Origin of the sequence: Meiothermus sp. CFH 77666 (assembly GCF_017497985.1) — a bacterium.
Lineage (GTDB): Bacteria > Deinococcota > Deinococci > Deinococcales > Thermaceae > Meiothermus.
This window is the reverse complement of record NZ_JAGDFV010000001.1, coordinates 99,551-117,291: the sequence shown is the minus strand read 5'-3', so window position 1 is coordinate 117,291 and position 17,741 is coordinate 99,551. Positions and strand designations below refer to the sequence as shown.

Genomic DNA, 17,741 nt, shown 5'->3' with positions numbered 1-17,741 from the left:
ACGATAGATGCTACAACTTCGAGAATTCGCTAAACAATCCTTGAGTAAGGTAGGCTCAAGTAGCCTAAGTGTAAGATTTGACCCTATCCATGCCCCGTCACCCTATAAAATCAGAATATATATCGCTCCCATCCCGCCGAGAGAGCGATGAACCCCAGGCGGAACTCAGGAGATAGATACCTTATGCGCTTAGAACTGCCGGTCATTCCACTGCGAAATACGGTTATCCTGCCGCATACCACGACCCCGGTAGACGTGGGCCGCGCCAAAAGCAAACGTGCGGTCGAGGAAGCAATGGGTGCCGACCGGCTCATCTTCCTGGTAGCTCAGCGCGACCCGGAAGTGGACGATCCCACCCAGGACGACCTGTACACATGGGGGGTGCAGGCCGTGGTGAAGCAGGCCATGCGTCTGCCCGATGGCACCTTGCAGGTGATGGTCGAGGCCCGCGCCAGGGCCGAGGTCAAGGATTACATTGCGGGGCCGTACCTGCGGGCTCGAGGTGAGGTGTACTCCGAGGTATTCCCCGCCGACGAGGCGGTGACCCGTGTGCTGGTGGAAGAACTCAAGGACGCTTTCGACAAATACGTGACCAGCCACAAGTCGCTGCGGCTGGATCGGTACCAGCTCGAGGCCGTGAAGGGCACCACCGACCCGGCCATGCTGGCCGACACCATCGCCTATCACGCGACCTGGACGGTAGCCGAAAAGCAGGAAATCCTCGAGCTGACCGATATAGAGGCCCGGCTCAAGAAGGTGCTGGAACTGCTCAGCCGGGATCTGGAGCGCTTCGAACTGGACAAGCGGGTGGCTCAGCGGGTCAAGGAACAGATGGACACCAACCAGCGTGAGTACTATCTGCGCGAGCAGATGAAAGCCATCCAGAAAGAGCTCGGTGGCGAAGACGGCCTGAGCGACCTGGACGCGCTGCGTAAAAAGATCGAAGAAATCGGGATGCCTGAGGCCGTCAAGACCAAGGCCCTCAAGGAGCTCGATCGCCTCGAGCGCATGCAGCAGGGCAGCCCCGAGGCCACCGTGGCCCGCACCTACCTGGACTGGCTGACCGAGGTTCCCTGGACCAAAGCCGACCCCGAGGTGCTGGATATTGCCCACACCCGCCAGATTCTGGACGAGGATCACTTCGGCCTCAAGGATGTCAAGGAGCGCATCCTGGAATACCTGGCGGTGCGTCAGTTGACCGCCCACCTGGAGGTGCGCAACAAGGCCCCCATCCTGGTACTGGTAGGGCCGCCGGGGGTGGGCAAGACCTCGCTGGGGCGCAGCATCGCCCGGAGCATGAACCGCAAGTTCCACCGCATCTCGCTGGGTGGGGTGCGCGACGAAGCGGAAATCCGGGGGCACCGCCGCACTTACATTGGGGCCATGCCGGGCAAGCTGATCCACGCCATGAAGCAGGTGGGGGTGGTCAACCCGGTTATCCTGCTGGACGAAATTGACAAGATGAGCTCAGACTGGCGCGGCGACCCTGCGAGCGCCATGCTGGAAGTGCTTGACCCCGAGCAGAACAACACCTTCACCGATCACTACCTGGACGTGCCCTACGACCTTTCCAAGGTCTTTTTCATCACCACCGCCAACACCCTGCAAACCATCCCCCGGCCCTTGCTGGACAGGATGGAGGTCATCGAGATTCCGGGTTACACCAACCTCGAGAAAGCCGCCATCGCCCGCCAGTACCTCTGGCCCAAACAGGTCAAGGAAGCTGGCATGGAGGGCAAGATTGAAGTGACCGATGCCGCCATTATGCGGGTGATTAACGAATACACCCGCGAGGCCGGGGTGCGGGGCCTCGAGCGCGAGATGGGCAAGATTGCCCGCAAGGGGGCCAAGTTCTGGCTCGAGGGAAGCTGGGAAGGCTTGCGCACGGTGGACGCATCTGACCTGCCCACCTACCTGGGCATCCCCCGTTTCCGCCCCGACAAAGCCGAAACCGAGCCCCAGGTGGGCACCGCCCAGGGCCTGGCCTGGACGCCGGTAGGTGGTACCCTGCTCACCATTGAGGTAGCTGCAGTTCCCGGCAGCGGCAAACTCTCGCTCACCGGCCAACTTGGTGAGGTCATGAAGGAGTCGGCCCAGGCCGCCCTCACCTACCTGCGGGCGCACACCCAGACTTACGGCCTGCCCGAGGACTTCTACAACAAGGTAGACCTGCACGTACACGTCCCCGATGGCGCCACCCCCAAGGACGGTCCCAGCGCCGGCATCACCATGGCCACCGCCATCGCCAGCGCCCTCAGCCGTCGTCCGGCCCGCATGGACATCGCCATGACCGGCGAGGTCAGCCTGCGCGGCAAGGTGATGCCTATTGGTGGAGTGAAAGAAAAACTGCTGGCAGCCCACCAGGCGGGCATCCACAAAATCGTGCTGCCGAAGGATAATGAGCCGCAGCTCGAGGATCTGCCCAAGGAAGTGCTGGAAGGGCTGGACATCAAACTGGTGGAGGACGTGGGCCAGGTGCTGGAGTACCTGCTGCTACCCGAGCCCGCCATGCCCCCTGTGGTGCAACCCACCGACAACCGCCAGCAGCCCGGCGCAGGCGCCTAGAGTCCGGAAAATAGCCCCTCCCGCAAGTCAGGGAGGGGCTTTCTTGTTTGGCTGGAAGCCCCTGACAACTTCAACTTATCACTCAAGTTGATGAATCCCCACACTTAACACCTAGGCCGAAAGCTCACAGCCAGAGACTCTACGAGGAGTATGTTGATATGGTTGACCGGTATGGTGCGTGTTCAAATAAAGTTGACATCATTCCGCAGCCCAGTTTCTGTTTCCGACCCAGGCTTTTATCGTTTTCCCCTTTCCCTCTCCCCTTGCGGGAGAGGGTGGCGACAGCGCCGGCAAGTTTGGTGCTCCTTTTGCCAAATAAAACTATTCTCGCGGTAACCGCTGTCGCCGGATGAGGGGTTGAAACAACCATACCCAGGTAAATGATAAGAGCCTACTTCCGGCCTAACCGCACTTGCTATACCCACAGCTGTAGCACTTCATGCACCCTTCCTCACGCACCAGGTTCTCGTCCCCACACTCGGGGCACCTGCCCAGTCCGGTATGGGTTTTGGCAGGTTGGATGTTCTGTAGGGGTGCGTTCAGGTGCTGCTTGCTGGCCTGGATGGGCGCGGTCATGGCCCGCTGCATGGCCTGGGGCACCATGTTATCGTCCAGGGGCATCTGGGCGGCTTTGCGCTCGCCTTCGGCAATCTGGATTTTGCTGGTGGTTTCCAGGGCTACTGCAATCAGGTCGGCCTTGCTGGTCACAAAACGGCCCTGGTAGCTGCCGTACAGGCCGCCATTGATGCCCCGCAGGGTCTTGACCAGCTCGGCCACCGGTACACCGTATTGCAGGGCCTTGGAGATGATGCGGCCCAGGGCCTCGCTGTCGGCGTTGGCCTCATCGCCTGCTTTGCCCGAGGTCAGGATGACCTCCACCGGGTGTTCACCTTGCATGTTCACCGTCACCAGGAAGCCACGGCGGGTGCCGTCGGCAGCGGTGAGTTTGACCATATCGGTGTATCCCACCAGGCGGCCCGTGCGCTCAAAGATGGGGCGAACCGTTGGCTGGCCTACCTGCTCTACCGCAGGGCTGACAGGAACGTCTAACAGGGCAGGCTGTACAGCCACCGTCTCATCGCTGTGATTCTGGGTTTTCTTTTCTTCCTTGCTCACCGAGAGCACCTGGTATTCGCGGCTGCCATCGCGGTAGACTGTAATGCCCTTGCAACCGGTCATGTACGCCTCGGTGTAGGCCGCCTCCACATCCTCCACGGTGGCCTGGTTGGGCAGGTTGATGGTTTTGGAAAGCGAGTTGGCCGCGTAGCCCTCGGCGTCGAAGGCGGTCTGTACTACCCCTTGCATCCGCACATGATCCAGCGGCGGCACGTCGTGGGCCCCTTCAAACACATTGCTAATAGCGCTGGGAATGCCCTCCAAACCCTTCACGCTGCCGTGGTTGGCTTGAATAGCTTCGATAATGGCATCCCAATCCCAGACCAGCCGACCTTCCTCGCTCCCTCTCTCTCCTTTGGGGGCAGTGGCAAACCGCCCCTCGGCTGGGAACTGTTCCATCATCTCCACAAACAAGGGGTGTAGCAATGCCTTGTACTGCCCGCCAATACGCCGCCACATGAAGGGAGAGAACATCGGCTCGATGCCGCTGGAAACCCCCATCAACATGCTGGTGGTGCCAGTGGGGGCCACTGTCAGCACCGCCACGTTGCGGCGGGGGCGGATGCCCAGCGCCTCGAAGGCCGCCCGGTGCTGCTCGTAGAGCGGAAACACGCCCCGCTCCTGACCCAGCCGCTCCGACTCGGCAATGGCTTCCTCGCGCATGACGTTCATCACCTGGGCCACCACCCGGCGGCCCGCCTCCGAAGAATAGGGCAGGCCCATCTTGATGAGCATATCGGCCAGGCCCATTACCCCAAGCCCCAGACGGCGCAAACTCTGGCTGGCAACACGGTTGTCTTCCAGGGCAAACACATTCACGTCCAGCACGTTGTCCAGGAAGCGGATAGCGGTGTGAACATCCTGGCGGAAAGCGGCATAGTTGAACTCGCCATTTTCTACATAAGCCGCCAGGTTAATCGCCCCCAGGTCGCAGGGCTCGCCCACCGTGAGGGGGATTTCCCCGCAGGGGTTGGTAGAGCGAATCTGATAGCGGGGCCCCAGGTTCTTGAGGGCCGAAAGCTCATTGACGCGATCCACGAAAATCAGACCGGGTTCGCCGGTAGCCCAGGCGTGCCAGGCAATTTCGTGCCAGAGCCACTTGGCCGGCACCTTGCCGCCATACACCGGAATGGGGCGGGCGCCGTCCTGGGCGCGTTCGGGTAAGTAAGGCAACACCCCGTTGTAGGGGCCTTGCACCGGGTAGGGGTAGTATTTGCCCGGCACCTCGGAGGGTTCAACCGCCCACAGTCCGTCGGTCTGCAATACCTGCCAGAAGGCTTCGGAGACCAGGATCGAAATGTTGAAGGTGGAAATATCACCCTCACTGGCCTCGCGGTCGAGATCTTTGGCGGTCAGGAAGTCCAGCAGGTCGGGGTGGTCAATAGCAAGCGTGGCCATTCCAGCGCCCCGGCGGGTGCCACCCTGCCTTACCACCCGCAGCACCGGCGCATACACGTAGCGCAGGGTGGCCACGGGGCCCGCTTTCTCGGCCCCCAGGTTGGCCCACTCCAAAAAGTTGTCGTAAATCTCCACCAGGAAGCTGACCGGGCCGCTGCTGGTACCCCCGCTGCCCTTGATTTCGGCTCCCTCAGGGCGCAGGCTGCTGAAGTCCACATGGGGTTCCTGCCCTTTGATCGCCAGGCTCAGCGCGGCTTTAGCCGTTTCGATAATGCCGCGCATATCATCCGGTACCATCAGCACATCGCCGGGCTTTTCCCGCACGGTCATGACCCCGTTGCGACGGGCCAGCGCAGCCAGTTCGGGCTTCAAAAGGCCGTAGACCACCCGCGTCCAGTTGCGCACGGTGATGTTTTCCTTGTCGCCATCGGGGTTGATGGGAGGGCGCATCATGCCCTTGATAAAGTCTTCTACGTCGGCGTGCTCTGCAGAGATGTAGGCGAAACCGCGCACGGTTCCGCGTGGGCCGGCATTCTTGCGCGAGACATAGGGGTCAAGGTTGACCCCGTTGCCCCCTCCGACCTTGGTGACCAGGGCCAGCTTGGTCGCTACTTCCAGAATCCCATCAAAGCTGCTGGGGTCGTGGTCGGTGGCTCCCTGTACAAAGCAGTTGAGTACGTTGCCGTGCTGGGTGCCCGCTCCGGCCAGCACCCGCCCGCCAGGGCAGAAGCGTTTGGAGGCCATCAACTGGTAAAACTGCTCACCCCAGTAGGCTTTGTCCTGTTCAGATTTTTCGGGCGAAGCCACCCAGGTAGCCACCCGGCGAAACATTCCAAATACGTCCCCATCGCCAGGTTGCATATACTGGCGCTTGGCGATGGCCTGGGCGTGATCATCAAAAAGTGCTGGCGTGAAGCTATTCATGGTGTCCTCCAATTTGAAGTAGTTCTCCCCAGCCACTCTAGTGGCTCAAGATATTGGGGATTCCGCGCTAGATACTACTACCTATTGTATGCTTTGACAAGCGGTCTCTAAAAAGCCAGTGATTAGGATACAAACATAATACTTTAAGTCTCGAGGGAAAAACAATACCTTTAGTTCAAATATATAGGGGAAATGCTCATGAATTACTACTATAAGTAGTATATGAACCAAAATCAGTTCTGCTCTAAACAAAAACAGTCTCGCGATTTAGACTAGCTACTCAGAGCGGTGACGCGAACGGCACAAAAACCCAGCCAAAAGTGTCATTCCGGGCGCACCGAGGAATCCGAAGTGCTGCCATCCCCAACAATCACTAGCCATATTCCGTACCAGATGACAGGTGTATTTGTTGTTGGATTCGATGGTCTTGTTCCATTGACGCAGCCGTACTCAGTAAGAGGGAGCGAGGGCCCTGATGTCCCCCCTATTCGCACTTCAACCTTCAAACCTGCTCGAGAGTCTGCCAGACAGCCAGGGAAAAGGGCTCCAAAATGCCATCCTCGAGGTAGCCTCCCACACACCGACCCTCCTTACCCGACAGCAGGTCTATGGCCTGCTCTCCCCTGGGCCAGAGGCCGTGCAGCGGAATGTTGATTCGCCAGCGTTCGGGCGAGGCGTTTATGGTCACCACCACGCTGCTTTGCCCTTGAGTGCGGGCAAAGGCCAGGTGGGCATCCTGGGCATAAAGGTACTGGTATCGGCCCCGGCGCAAGACCGGCAGCGACTGCCGCAGAGCCGCCATCTGTTGAATGGTTTGCATCAGGGGCTTTTGCCAGCGGGCCTCATCCCAGATCATGCCCCGGCGGTTGTCGGGGTCGTGGCCCCCGGCCATGCCGATCTCGTCGCCATAGTAAACCGTGGGCGCTCCGGGCAGGGTAAAAAGCATGGCGAAGGCCAGTTGTACCCGCTCGAGCTGCCCCCGCAGGAGGCTAAAAATACGCGGGGTGTCGTGCGAGGTCATGATGTTCATTTGGGCGGTCACGATCTCCCAGTCGTAGCGGCAAAAAAGCTCCTCGAGGCGGTGGTGGCAGGCCATGGCCCCCAGGCTTTCCAGCCGCCCCAGGCCACTCTTGGCTGCCAGGTCTTTGTCCAGCACCTCTGCCCCCACAAAGCCCAGAATGGCCCGTCCCAGCGGGTAGTTCATCACCGCATCGAACTGATCGCCCTGCAGCCACCGGCTTGCATCGTCCCAGATTTCGCCCACAATGTAGGCCTCAGGGTTCTTTGCCTTGACCCGCCGGCGGAACTCGCGCCAGAACTCGTCGTCGTCAATCTCGTTGGGTACGTCCAGCCGCCAGCCGTCAATGCCGTACTGAAACCAGTATTCCGCCACGGACAGCAAATACGCCCGGCACTCGGGGTTAGCGGTATTGAATTTGGGCAGCTCGGGGTTGTTCCACCAGGCCGCGTAGTTGGCGTGCCTGGCGTAGGCGTTCAGGGGAAACTTGTAGATGTGAAACCACTCGCGGTAGGGCGAGGCCGCCTCGTTTTCCATCACGTGCTGAAAGGCAAAGTGGGCCCGCCCGCAATGATTAAAGACCCCATCCAGAATTACCCGCATGTTGCGCCGGTGGGCTTCCTCGACCAGCTTGCGCAAGGCTTCGTTTCCGCCCAGCATGGGGTCTACCTGAAAGTAGTCGCTGGTATGGTAGCGGTGGTTGGCGGTAGAGCTAAAAATGGGGCAGAAATACAGTGCGTTGAAGCCCTGCTCCTTGATGTAGTCCAGCTTCTCGATCACGCCCCAGAGGTTGCCGCCCTTGAAGCCGCGCAAGGTGGGGGGGGCGTCCCAGGCTTCAAAGCCACTTTGTACCGGTGCTGGGCTGGCCGGGGGCCCGGCCCCCATGCGAAAACGGTCTGGAAAAATCTGATAAAAAACGGCATCCTTGACCCATTCTGGTGTCATTCACACTCCCACGCGAAAACGTCTGCACGTTGCCAGGGGTTAGTCTAAACCTTACAGACGAAATCTCAAGTGTAGGCAACCAGGATTTCGTTATGTGAAGGCTCTTATCATTCCTTCGTGTGCTACCTCATAACTCCACCCCAGCCATCTTCAGGAGAACCCGGCTGCGAATGAGGTTGTGCACCAGAAGGATGAGGTTGACCCGAGCCACCAGCCCCCAGTAGGAGCGGGCTTCTACCCTGTGCAACCCTAATGACCGCACCATTACACTGAACCGGGTCTCGATCCAGTTGCGCACCCTCCCCATCCAATCCTGCCACCCCGTCTCCACCACCTTCCCTCCCCTAAGCCGGTAGGGAGGCGTCTGAACCCCCTGAACCCACCGGAAGCCCCGGTCCCCCAAGACCGCGGGCAGGTCGGCTACCAGCTCCCTCCCCCAGGTCTCCCGGGCGTTCCCAGGAAGGAGGGCATAGCGGAAGAAGAGACCCCGCTCGTTCATCACCGGCATCAGTACGTACCCGCCGAAGGCTCCCAAAGGGCCCACCCCCACGGCGGCTTCAGGGAGATCCAGGCTATGGATGTGGTGACCCTGGGCCAGGGGGAGGGGCTTCAGATCCACCACCTGGAGAAGGCCTTCTCCCCCGGAAAGACGCACTGCGAGGTGGGCCAGCAGCCCCTGGGCCTTCTGCAGTACGCGGTAGAAGCGGGAGAGGTGGGGGAGGGAGGGGAAGTAGGCCTTGAGGGTGGCTTTAGCGGAGAGGAAGCCTTTGGCGAGATCCTGGCCTTGTAGCAGGAGAAAGATGGCGAGGGCCAGGAGTTCAGCCAGGGTGGCCTTCTGGTGCTTTTGTTTCTTGGGGAAGCGGAAGCCTTGGGCCTGCAGGGCTTTGAGCTGGTCATCTACCCAGACATAGGTAGCGATCAGGAGGGTTTCTGCGTCAAGATAGTAAAGGGGGTGCTCGCGATCTGAGTGCATAGCACCCCCTCTTGTTTCACATCTTGGGGTTCAGATCAAGTAGCACACGAAGGCATTTGCCTGGGCATCGTCGTTTCAACCCCTCACCCGGCGACAGCGGTTACCGGCAGAATTGTTCAATTTGGCCAAAAGAGCACCTTACTGGCCGGCGCTGTCGCCACCCTCTCCCGCAAGGGGGGAGGGAAAAGAGAAAACGATAAAAGCCTGTCGTTGTGTGAAGGGCGGGTAGCGCTGGGTCATCGGTTCTGATACCATGCCCGAGTTATGCCGCGTGGGAATCTGTTTGTCATGACCGGGGCTTCGGGGGTGGGCAAAGGCACCATCCGGGGAAGGCTCCTGGAATACCACCGTATGTACTACTCGATCTCGATGACCACCCGGCCCCCCAGGGTGGGAGAACGCAATGGGGTGGACTACTACTTTGTCAGCAAAGCCGAGTTCGAAAGCAAAATTGCGCAAAACGGTTTCCTGGAATGGGCGCAATACGTAGACGACTACTACGGCACCCCCCGGGAGCCGGTGGAAGAAGCCCTAAGCAAAGGACAGGATGTGATCCTCGAGATAGAGGTACAGGGCGCTTTACAGGTCAAACAGGCCATGCCGGAAGCGATTCTGGTCTTCATCATTCCCCCCTCGCTGTCGGAGTTGCGCCGAAGGCTCCTGGTGCGTGGAACCGACAGTCTGGCCAAGATTCACAAGCGGCTCAAGCGGGCCGAAGAAGAGATTCGTATGGCCGACCAGTTCAAGTATGTACTGGTCAACGACCAGCTCGACAAAGCCGTCTCCGACTTTGCCGCCATCATTCAGGCCGAGCGGCTGCTACAACCGCGCATGGGCGAAGCACTGGCCCGCGCCCTCTCGGTAGACCCGGTTCTGGAACGCGAACTCGATGAACTCGAGCGCAAGCGGCTCGAGGCGGGCGAGCAGGGCAAGTAAACATTTCTCACCTTGTGCTGTACAATCGGAGCTTAGTTGTAGAGGTAGAGCTATGGCAGAACCCGGCATTGATACCCTTCTGGCCCTGACCGACTCCAAATACCGCCTGACCGTGGTGACGGCAAAGCGCGCCCAACAGTTGCTGCGCTACGACTTCAAAAACACCGTGCTGAACAGCGACGAGATACCCCGCATGCGCACGCTGGAGGGTGAAAAACCCGACCCCAATGCAGTCACCTGGGCCATGCAAGAACTCCAGACCCGGCGCCTTCAGATTGGCGAAGGCTTGATTACCGAGGATCGCCTGACCAAATTCCTCGATCAGATGTACCCCCGCGAAGTCATCGAGCCTGCTGATTGATGGGCGCGGAGCTCTATTGCTAGCGAGCCAACTTTGGTCAGTCCGCATCTTCATGCACGGGCCGGGCGGCCTGTGCAGATGAAAAGTGACCCCTCTGCATCGTATATCCTGCCTCGAGCATTGGGCAGGCAGTCTGTATAGAGCGCCCTACACAAAAATCGAGCTGTCCGAGAATAAGAATCCTTTGTTGTAGGGCAGTAGCGCCCGACTGGGCGGCCACGTCTGAGAAGGTGGCAAGCATCCCAAACCGCATGCGACCTGTATAATCACAAATCGAGATTCGGGGAGCAATCGCTATGGCAAGCAAGGAACAGCGTCACCGGGCTATTCAAGAAATTATCTCCCGAGAGAGCATATCGACCCAGGCCGAGTTGGTGGATCGGCTGCGTAAGCTAAACTATGACGTAACCCAGGCTACGGTGAGCCGCGACATCAACGAAATGCGCCTGGTACGGGTTCCGCTGGGGCGGGGAAAGCACAAATACGCCCTGGCCCAGCTCGACCTGGCGGAAGATGTAATGGAAGAACTCCGACGCATTTTTCCAACCTTTGTGCGGGATGTAGACCGGGGCGAGAATGTGCTGGTGCTCAAAGTGTCTGAAGGGCATGCTTCCGGCATCGCGCTGCTGATTGACCGGCTGCGCCGGGACGATATTGTGGGCACAATTGCAGGAGAGGATTCAATTCTGGTGGTGGGCCGCACGGTTCAGGATGCAGAGGCTCTGCAAGAGGAGTTCGAAGGGTTGCTAACCTGAACACCAGGGCAGCCAGGGGGCCTGGCGAAGCAGTTTGGCGGTAATAAACCCCCTGCCTGGTGCTTTTCTGCCCTCGAGGATGGAATCACGATGGTCGAGTTTGCTCTCAAGGCCTTTCTGACCCTGTTTGTGCTGATTGACCCCATCGGCCTGATTCCGCTATTCCTGGCCCTGGTGGGCACCCGCAGCTATCAGGAGCAAAAGCGCATTGCGCTCAGGTCAACCCTGGTGGCGGGCCTGCTGGTTCTGGCCTTTGCCTTGCTGGGGGGGGTGATTTTGCGTTATCTGGGCATCAGCCTGGAGGCGCTGAAGGTGGCGGGGGGTTTGCTTTTGTTTAAGATTGCGCTGGATATGATCAACGCCCAGCTCGAGCGCGAGACCGACGAGGAACATGCCGAGTCGCAGGCCCGGGCCGATATCTCGGTATTTCCCCTGGCTATTCCGCTGATTGCCGGGCCGGGCACCCTGGCGGGGGTGCTGATTCTGGCCGGGTCGGCCCCCCAGGGGATTGTGGGTTTCGCGCTGGTTCTGGCGATGGCGGCAGCGGTTTTGTTCCTGACCTACTGGTCGCTCAGGGCCGCCCTGAAGTTCTCGAGTTCGCTGGGTCGCACCGGCATCAATGTGATTACCCGGGTGCTGGGCATACTGCTGGCAGCCCTGGCGGTACAGTACGTGGCCGATGGGGTGCGGGTTTTGCTAAAGCTCGAGTGAGCTGCGAACCCGGCGCTTGTCTTTGTACATGGCCTGATCGGCCTGCGCAAGAGCGGCCTGTAAATCCTGGAGGGGAGGGATGTCCACGGCTCCTGCGCTCACCTCGACGTGGATGGCCGAGCGCACCCGGCGCACCATCTCGGGCACTTCGGAAAGCGGCAACCCCAGGTGCAGGCTTACAAACTCGTCACCCCCGATGCGAAAGACCTGATCCTCCTGGCGGAAGACGCTCTTGAGGGCGGTTGCCAGAATTTTGAGCGCCTGATCGCCTGCGGCATGACCGTACTGGTCGTTGATCCGTTTGAGGCCATCCATGTCCCAGTAAATGAGCGTCAGGGGCATGTCCAGACGTTCGGCCTGGGCTCGAACTTTGGGGAAATTCTCTTCCAGGGCGTGCCGGTTACCCAGCCCCGTAAGGGCATCGCTCAGGGCCAGCTCGGACAGATTCCGGCGGGTAAGCAGGCCGTACAGCACCGTAGCGGCCTGTAGGGCAAAGGTCTGGGCAATGGTCAGGCTCTCGGGAGGAAAGGCCTCGGTCGAGGTGAGCGAATCGAGGTTGAGGGTGCCCATCACCCGGCCTTGCAGCACAATCGGAACGGTCACGGTGGCCTTTAGCTCCTCGAGCTTGCCCACCTGATTGAACATATCGAGCTCGTGGGAGATGTGCTTTCGGGTTCGTTCTTGAATGTGAGGCGATACCAGCAAGCGGGGTTTGCCCAGCAACCAGGCTTCCTCTCCCAGCCCGTACCAGGCCAGTTCGTGGTTGTAAGACAGGGCATGCTGGGTCAACTCCTCGGCAAAGCCAATCTGGGCTACAAATCGGAACTCGCCGTTTTCCAGCAGGGTCAGGCTTCCGGCCTCGGCCCCCGGAACCACCTCGACGGCTGTTTGCAGCACCCGCATGAGGAGCTCCTCGAGTTTTTCTTCCTGGGTGAGCAGGCTGGCAAGCACCTCGAGGGAGGAGTGATAGGCCAGGGCCTGGTTGTACTCGCGGGTCACCTCGCTCAGGATGCACAGTTGGCCGTTTTTGTAAGGGGCCAGGCTGACCTGGAACCAACGCCACCGCTTGCCGGCCATGCCCACTAATCCTCTTTGAGGGTTGTTCTGCCACCAACCGGCATTCATCGGCTCGTGCATTCGCGATTCACGTGCTACAGGTTGAAACCAGTTTTCCAGCCGCTTATCCAAGGGATTGGGGTCTGGGATGAGGGTGGTGGCCACGGGGTTGCACCAACCAACCTGCCCTTTTTCGTCCAGCCACACCACGGCCTCTGGAAGCTGGTTCAGCCAGTTTAGGGTTTCTGGCTCGAGGGGAGGGGCAGGGGTGCTCATAGGTATGGATATAGGGTGGCAGATATAAGGGGGTTACCTATAAGGTTTAAGTCTAGGAGCGACCCCAAGCATTACGCAACAGTAATTAACTGTTACGTGACCGAGCCCAGGAGCAGTTCACGGGCATGCTCGAGGGCTGCTTCAGAATAGCTGCCCGAAAGCATGCGGGCCAGCTCGCGCACCCGCTCTTCGTCCTCTACCCGCTGCACCTGCACCGACTGGCCATTCTTGACCACCCGGTAGTGGGTTTGGGCCCGGGCTGCGATTTGTGGAAGGTGGGTCACCACCAGCACCTGGCGCTGCTGGGCCAGCCTTGCCAGGCGTTCGGCCACCTGCCAGGCCGCTTCGCCGCCTACCCCGGTGTCCACCTCGTCAAACACCACTGTATCGGCTTCCGAACCGGTCAGCAGGGCCAGCGCCAGCATCACCCGCGATAGCTCTCCGCCCGAGGCGGCTTTTTCCAGGGGGGCTTCGCCCAGGCCGGGGTTGGCCGAAAACAACAACTGCACCTCTTCCAGCCCATCGGGGCCGGGGTGATCCAGGGGCAAAAGCCCCACCTGGAAGCGGGCCGCGGGCATCCCCAGGGCACGAATCTCTTCGCTCACCTGTCTGGATAGCCGGTCGGCAGCCTGGGCACGGGCCAGGGAGAGCCGCTCGCCCGCCAACATGAGCGCACTCCAGGCACTCTCTTTCTGGGCGTAAAGCTGGGCCAGGCGATCCTCGGCACCCTCGAGTTCGGTCAGCTCACGCCGGGCAGCCTCGGCAAAGGCCAGGATGGCCGGGATGCCCTCGCCGTACTTGCGTCCGAGTTTTTCGATCAGGGCGAGCCGGGCTTCCACTTCCTCGAGGCGCTCTGGGTCGGCCTCGAGGCCCTCCAGATAGTCCTCGAGTTCGCGGCTCACCGCCCGCAGGCCGTCCAGGGCGCTCTCGAGGTCGCGGCCCAGTTGCTCTAGTTGTACATCGAAACGCCCCGCCGCCTTCACTTCTCGTGAGGCCAGCGTAACCAGACCCAGGGCATCGCCATCCCCGCTGAGCGCTGCAATGGCCGCCGACACTCGCTCGCGCAGGGTCTCGAGGTGGCGCAGCCGTTCCGCCTCCTGCAAGAGCTGCTCATCTTCCCCTATCACCAACCTGGCCTGGTCTATTTCGCTGGTCTGAAAGCGCAGAATATCCAGCTTGCGCTCGCGTTCACGGGCGGCTGCCTCGAGGCGTTCGGTCTCGCTCAGAATGGCCTGAAAATGCGCGTAGGCCTGCTGGTACTGCTCGAGCAGACCCGCCTCAACTTGCGAATCGAGCAGCCTGCGCTGGGCTTTGCGGCTAAACAGTGCCAGGACTGCGTGCTGGGCATGTATCGCCAGGTGCTTAGCAGCCTCCTCGCTGAGTTCTTTGAGGCTTACCACCTCGCCCTCAATGCGCGGGGTGCTGCGCCCTTGGGATACCTTGCGCGAAAGGCTCTTGCCATCGAAGAAAGCCGTTACCAGCAGGGTATCCGCCCCAGGGCGCATCAGGCCCTCGGCTTTTTCGCCCAGGAGCAGCGATAAAGCATCTACCAAAACACTCTTGCCCGCGCCGGTTTCACCCGTAAGCACCGTCAGGCCAGGGCCAAACTCGAGCGCCACCCGCTCCAGCACCGCCAGGTTTTGCACCTCGAGGCGTTCCAACATACCCAAAATCAGGGTATCACATTCGTTTTGTTAGCAACAGAATACTCGAGCGAACGCCCTCTTACCTCAGCGACAACTATTTTTTGGCAAAAGTCTAAAGCCAAAGGCTGAAAGTAGTAACTATCTCGACCTGCGACTTGAGACCTGAGACACGCGACCTGTCAGAAGCTGAACGACCATAAAAAGACCCTGTTGGCGAACCCACCAAAGACCGCTTGAACTCGGCTATCCGCTATGAGCTATGGTTCATCAGCATAAAAGTATTTTTGTCTCCCCCCAGGCTTTATACTGTTGCCACTAAGGAGGTTAATCATGATTCGCACTGTCGCCCTGGTAGGGCACAGCGGCAGCGGCAAAACCACCCTTGGCGAAGCGCTCCTCTACTTCACCGGGGGCAAGGATCGCATGGGCAAGGTCGAAGAGGGCAACACCACCTCGGACTACACCCCGGAGGAAAAGGCCCACCGGGTATCGGTTCGCACGGCGGTGTTGCCCCTGACCTATCAAGGGCACCGTATTTACCTGCTCGATGCGCCCGGCTATGCCGATTTTGTGGGGGAAATTCGCGGGGCCATGGAGGCCGCCGATGCGGCGGTGGTGGTGGTTTCTGCCGAAACCGGCGTGCAGATTGGCACCGAGCGGGCCTGGACGGTGGCCGAGCGCTTGGAGCAGCCGCGCATGGTGGTGGTGACCAAACTGGAAAAAGGGGGCGATTTTTTTGCCCTGCTCGAAGACCTGCGTTCCACCCTGGGCCATATCATCCCGGCCCATCTGCCGCTGTATGAAAACGGCCAGTGGGTCGGCCTGATTGACGTGCTACACGACCGTGCCTTCCGCTACGAGAAAGGCCGCCCGGTGGTGGCCAGCATTCCCGAGGATCAGCGAGCCCAGGTCGAAAAGTACCGCAACGAGGCCCGCGAAGCCATCATCGAAACCGACGAGAGTCTGCTGGAAAAATACCTGGAAGGGGGCGAGGTGGAAGAAGTGGCCCTCTCGAGGGCCTTCCACGAAGCGGTACGCAAGGGCCAGGTCTATCCGGTGGCCATAGGCTCCTCAGGGGCGCTGATCGGCCTGGACATGCTGCTTGATCTGTTCCTCGAGGCCCTTCCATCCCCCACCGAGCGCTGGGGCGAGGGCAGCGCGGCCGCTAAGGTGTTCAAGGTGCAGGTAGACCCCTTCATGGGACAGGTGGCGTTTGCCCGGCTGTACCGGGGCAGGTTGAAGGTGGGAGACATCCTGCAATCCGACAACGGCACGGTGCGGCTGGCCCACCTCTACACCGCCAAAGGCAAGGATCTGGTGGAGCTCGAGGAGGCCGAGGCGGGCACCATTCTGGCCCTGCCCAAAGCCGACAATCTGCACAAGGACATGGAGCTATGGCAGGGGGAGCGCCTGGAGTTCCCTTCCGCCCGCCTTCCCGACCCGGTGGTGATGCAAGCCATTGCACCGGAAACCCGCAGCGACGAGGCCAAGCTTGGCGATGCCCTGCGTAAGCTGCTGGAAGAAGACCCCAGCCTTAAGTTTGAGCGGAACCCGGAGACGGGGGAGCAGATCCTGTGGGGTATGGGCGACCTTCACCTGGAAACCGCCAGGGAACGCTTAGCCGACTACGGGGTCAAAATCATCAGCCGCCCCCCCAAAATCCCCTACCGCGAGACCATACGCAAGAAGGCCGAAGGTCAGGGCAAACACAAAAAGCAAACCGGCGGTCACGGCCAGTACGGCGATGTCTGGCTTCGACTGGAACCTCACGAAAACTACGAGTTCGTGTGGGAAATTACCGGCGGGGTGATCCCCACCAAGTACATGGAGTCGGTGGAAATGGGCATCAGGGAGGCCGCCAAGACCGGGCCCCTGGCCGGCTATCCGGTGATAGGATTCAGGGCTGCCGTCTACCACGGCTCCTACCACGACGTAGACAGCTCCGACATGGCCTTCCAGCTGGCCGCCCAGCTGGCCTTCAGAAACGTGGTTGCCCAGGCCAGCCCAACGCTTCTGGAGCCCATCTATGCCCTCAAAATTTTCGTGCCCCAGGAGCGGGTGGGCGATATTCTGTCGGACATGCAGTCGCGACGCGGGCGAATTTTGGGCATGGATCAGGAAGGCGCACTGGCCGTGGTGAGTGCCGAGGCCCCGCTGGCCGAAATCCTGGAGTATAGCCGTACCCTTTCGGGCCTGACCCAGGGCACCGGCGCTTACAGCCTCGAGTTCTCCCACTACGCCGAGGTGCCCCCCAACCTGGCCCAGAAGGTGATTGCCGAGCGGCAGAAGGCCGAAGCCTGAGGCTGCCATAGATACGCTTTGTTCTTGGCTAAATGCCCTGGGTGTTCAGCTTTCGGCTATAGGCGCTCCTGTGTGGGATCGGGCCAGTAACCCTTCTCGGTCATCCAGTTATAGGCGCGGGCGACCATGCTGATGGTCTCGACGGTAAGCAGGTAGGCCACCAGCTCCTTGTTCAAAGAAGGCTCCCAGCGCAGGCTCTGCACCGCGCTGAGCAGCATGTTCACCATCAGATCGGCCAGAAAGGCTGCCTCGGGGCGGCCTCCGTTGGGAATTCCGAGGGGCTTTAGCAAGGCCATCAGGTGCTGGGTTAGTTCGTCGCGGATGCTCTGCTGGATGGCCGCCAGGGTGCGTCCCAAGGGGGTGGGTTCGCGGAAGTAGCGCAGCAGAAGCTCCACAAACTGCCACTGGGCCTCGAGCTGGCCGATAATCCGGCGGTACTGGGTCAAAACCAGCTCGAAGTCGTCCACGCCTTGCTCTCGCAAAAGGGACAACCCCTCGCGGATGGAGTCCCGGATGCGCTGGCCAATGTGTTCGGCAGCCACCACCACGCAGTCCTCGAGGCTGGCGAAGTGGGCATAAAACCCCGACTGCACGATTCCCGCATCGCGGGCTACTCGAGCCGTCGAAACCGCCCCCAGGCCCTCCCGGCTCAGAATTTCGACTGTGGCCTGGATGAGCCGCTCGCGGGTAGCCTGGCCGTCGCGGCGCTTTCGTGGGGGCTTGGGGTGGACATTCATAGTTTCTTGACCAAGATTTAATA

12 protein-coding genes are annotated in these 17,741 nt (G+C 60.4%); 6 read left to right on the top strand and 6 right to left on the bottom strand.

What is annotated here, in order from left to right:
• The first annotated feature begins 183 nt into the window (after positions 1-183).
• Positions 184-2,565: an endopeptidase La gene (lon, locus tag J3L12_RS00500; RefSeq protein WP_208013074.1), complete on the top strand. Its 2,382-nt coding sequence runs from the start codon at positions 184-186 to the stop codon at positions 2,563-2,565.
• Between the two features lie 402 nt (positions 2,566-2,967).
• Here lon and J3L12_RS00495 read toward each other — a convergent pair whose 3' ends face one another.
• From J3L12_RS00495 to J3L12_RS00485, 3 genes are all read right to left on the bottom strand, one after another.
• Positions 2,968-6,003: an adenosylcobalamin-dependent ribonucleoside-diphosphate reductase gene (locus tag J3L12_RS00495; protein ID WP_208013073.1), complete on the bottom strand. Its 3,036-nt coding sequence runs from the start codon at positions 6,001-6,003 to the stop codon at positions 2,968-2,970.
• Positions 6,004-6,505: 502 nt separating this feature from the next.
• Entirely contained in the window at positions 6,506-7,966 is a 1,461-nt protein-coding gene (locus J3L12_RS00490) for a glycoside hydrolase family 13 protein (protein WP_208013072.1), read from the bottom strand.
• A 127-nt stretch (positions 7,967-8,093) separates the two neighbouring features.
• Positions 8,094-8,939, bottom strand: a complete 846-nt coding sequence (locus tag J3L12_RS00485; RefSeq protein ID WP_208013071.1) for a transposase — start codon at positions 8,937-8,939, stop codon at positions 8,094-8,096.
• A 264-nt stretch (positions 8,940-9,203) separates the two neighbouring features.
• On the opposite strand from J3L12_RS00485, the gene gmk reads away from it, so the two are divergent.
• The 4 genes from gmk to J3L12_RS00465 all read left to right on the top strand — a co-directional run bounded on the left by gmk (position 9,204) and on the right by J3L12_RS00465 (position 11,702).
• Complete coding sequence (gene gmk, locus J3L12_RS00480; protein ID WP_208013070.1) at positions 9,204-9,875, top strand: guanylate kinase; 672 nt, start codon at positions 9,204-9,206, stop codon at positions 9,873-9,875.
• Positions 9,876-9,927: 52 nt separating this feature from the next.
• The gene (gene rpoZ, locus J3L12_RS00475; protein WP_208013069.1) at positions 9,928-10,236 is read left to right on the top strand and encodes a DNA-directed RNA polymerase subunit omega; all 309 of its coding nucleotides are present in this window, start codon (positions 9,928-9,930) and stop codon (positions 10,234-10,236) included.
• A 296-nt stretch (positions 10,237-10,532) separates the two neighbouring features.
• Positions 10,533-10,991 (top strand): arginine repressor, encoded by a 459-nt coding sequence (gene argR, locus J3L12_RS00470; protein WP_208013068.1) that lies wholly within the window; start codon positions 10,533-10,535, stop codon positions 10,989-10,991.
• A 90-nt stretch (positions 10,992-11,081) separates the two neighbouring features.
• Positions 11,082-11,702: a MarC family protein gene (locus J3L12_RS00465; RefSeq protein ID WP_208013067.1), complete on the top strand. Its 621-nt coding sequence runs from the start codon at positions 11,082-11,084 to the stop codon at positions 11,700-11,702.
• Here J3L12_RS00465 and J3L12_RS00460 read toward each other — a convergent pair.
• Positions 11,688-13,034, bottom strand: coding sequence for a sensor domain-containing diguanylate cyclase (locus tag J3L12_RS00460; protein ID WP_208013066.1), 1,347 nt, complete (start codon positions 13,032-13,034; stop codon positions 11,688-11,690). The two genes, J3L12_RS00465 and J3L12_RS00460, sit on opposite strands and share 15 nt — an antisense overlap.
• 92 nt (positions 13,035-13,126) lie before the next feature.
• Positions 13,127-14,698, bottom strand: coding sequence for a DNA repair protein RecN (locus J3L12_RS00455; RefSeq protein ID WP_208013065.1), 1,572 nt, complete (start codon positions 14,696-14,698; stop codon positions 13,127-13,129).
• A gap of 312 nt (positions 14,699-15,010) precedes the next feature.
• Here J3L12_RS00455 and fusA point away from each other — a divergent pair, with 312 nt between their 5' ends.
• Positions 15,011-16,981 carry an elongation factor G gene (fusA, locus tag J3L12_RS00450; RefSeq protein ID WP_208013064.1) on the top strand — a complete coding sequence of 657 codons (1,971 nt, stop codon included), beginning with the start codon at positions 15,011-15,013 and terminating at the stop codon, positions 16,979-16,981.
• 56 nt (positions 16,982-17,037) lie between these two features.
• On the opposite strand, the gene J3L12_RS00445 is transcribed toward fusA, so the two are convergent.
• A complete protein-coding gene (locus tag J3L12_RS00445) occupies positions 17,038-17,718 on the bottom strand; it encodes a TetR/AcrR family transcriptional regulator (protein WP_208013063.1) in 681 nt (226 codons plus the stop codon).
• Positions 17,719-17,741 lie beyond the last annotated feature (23 nt).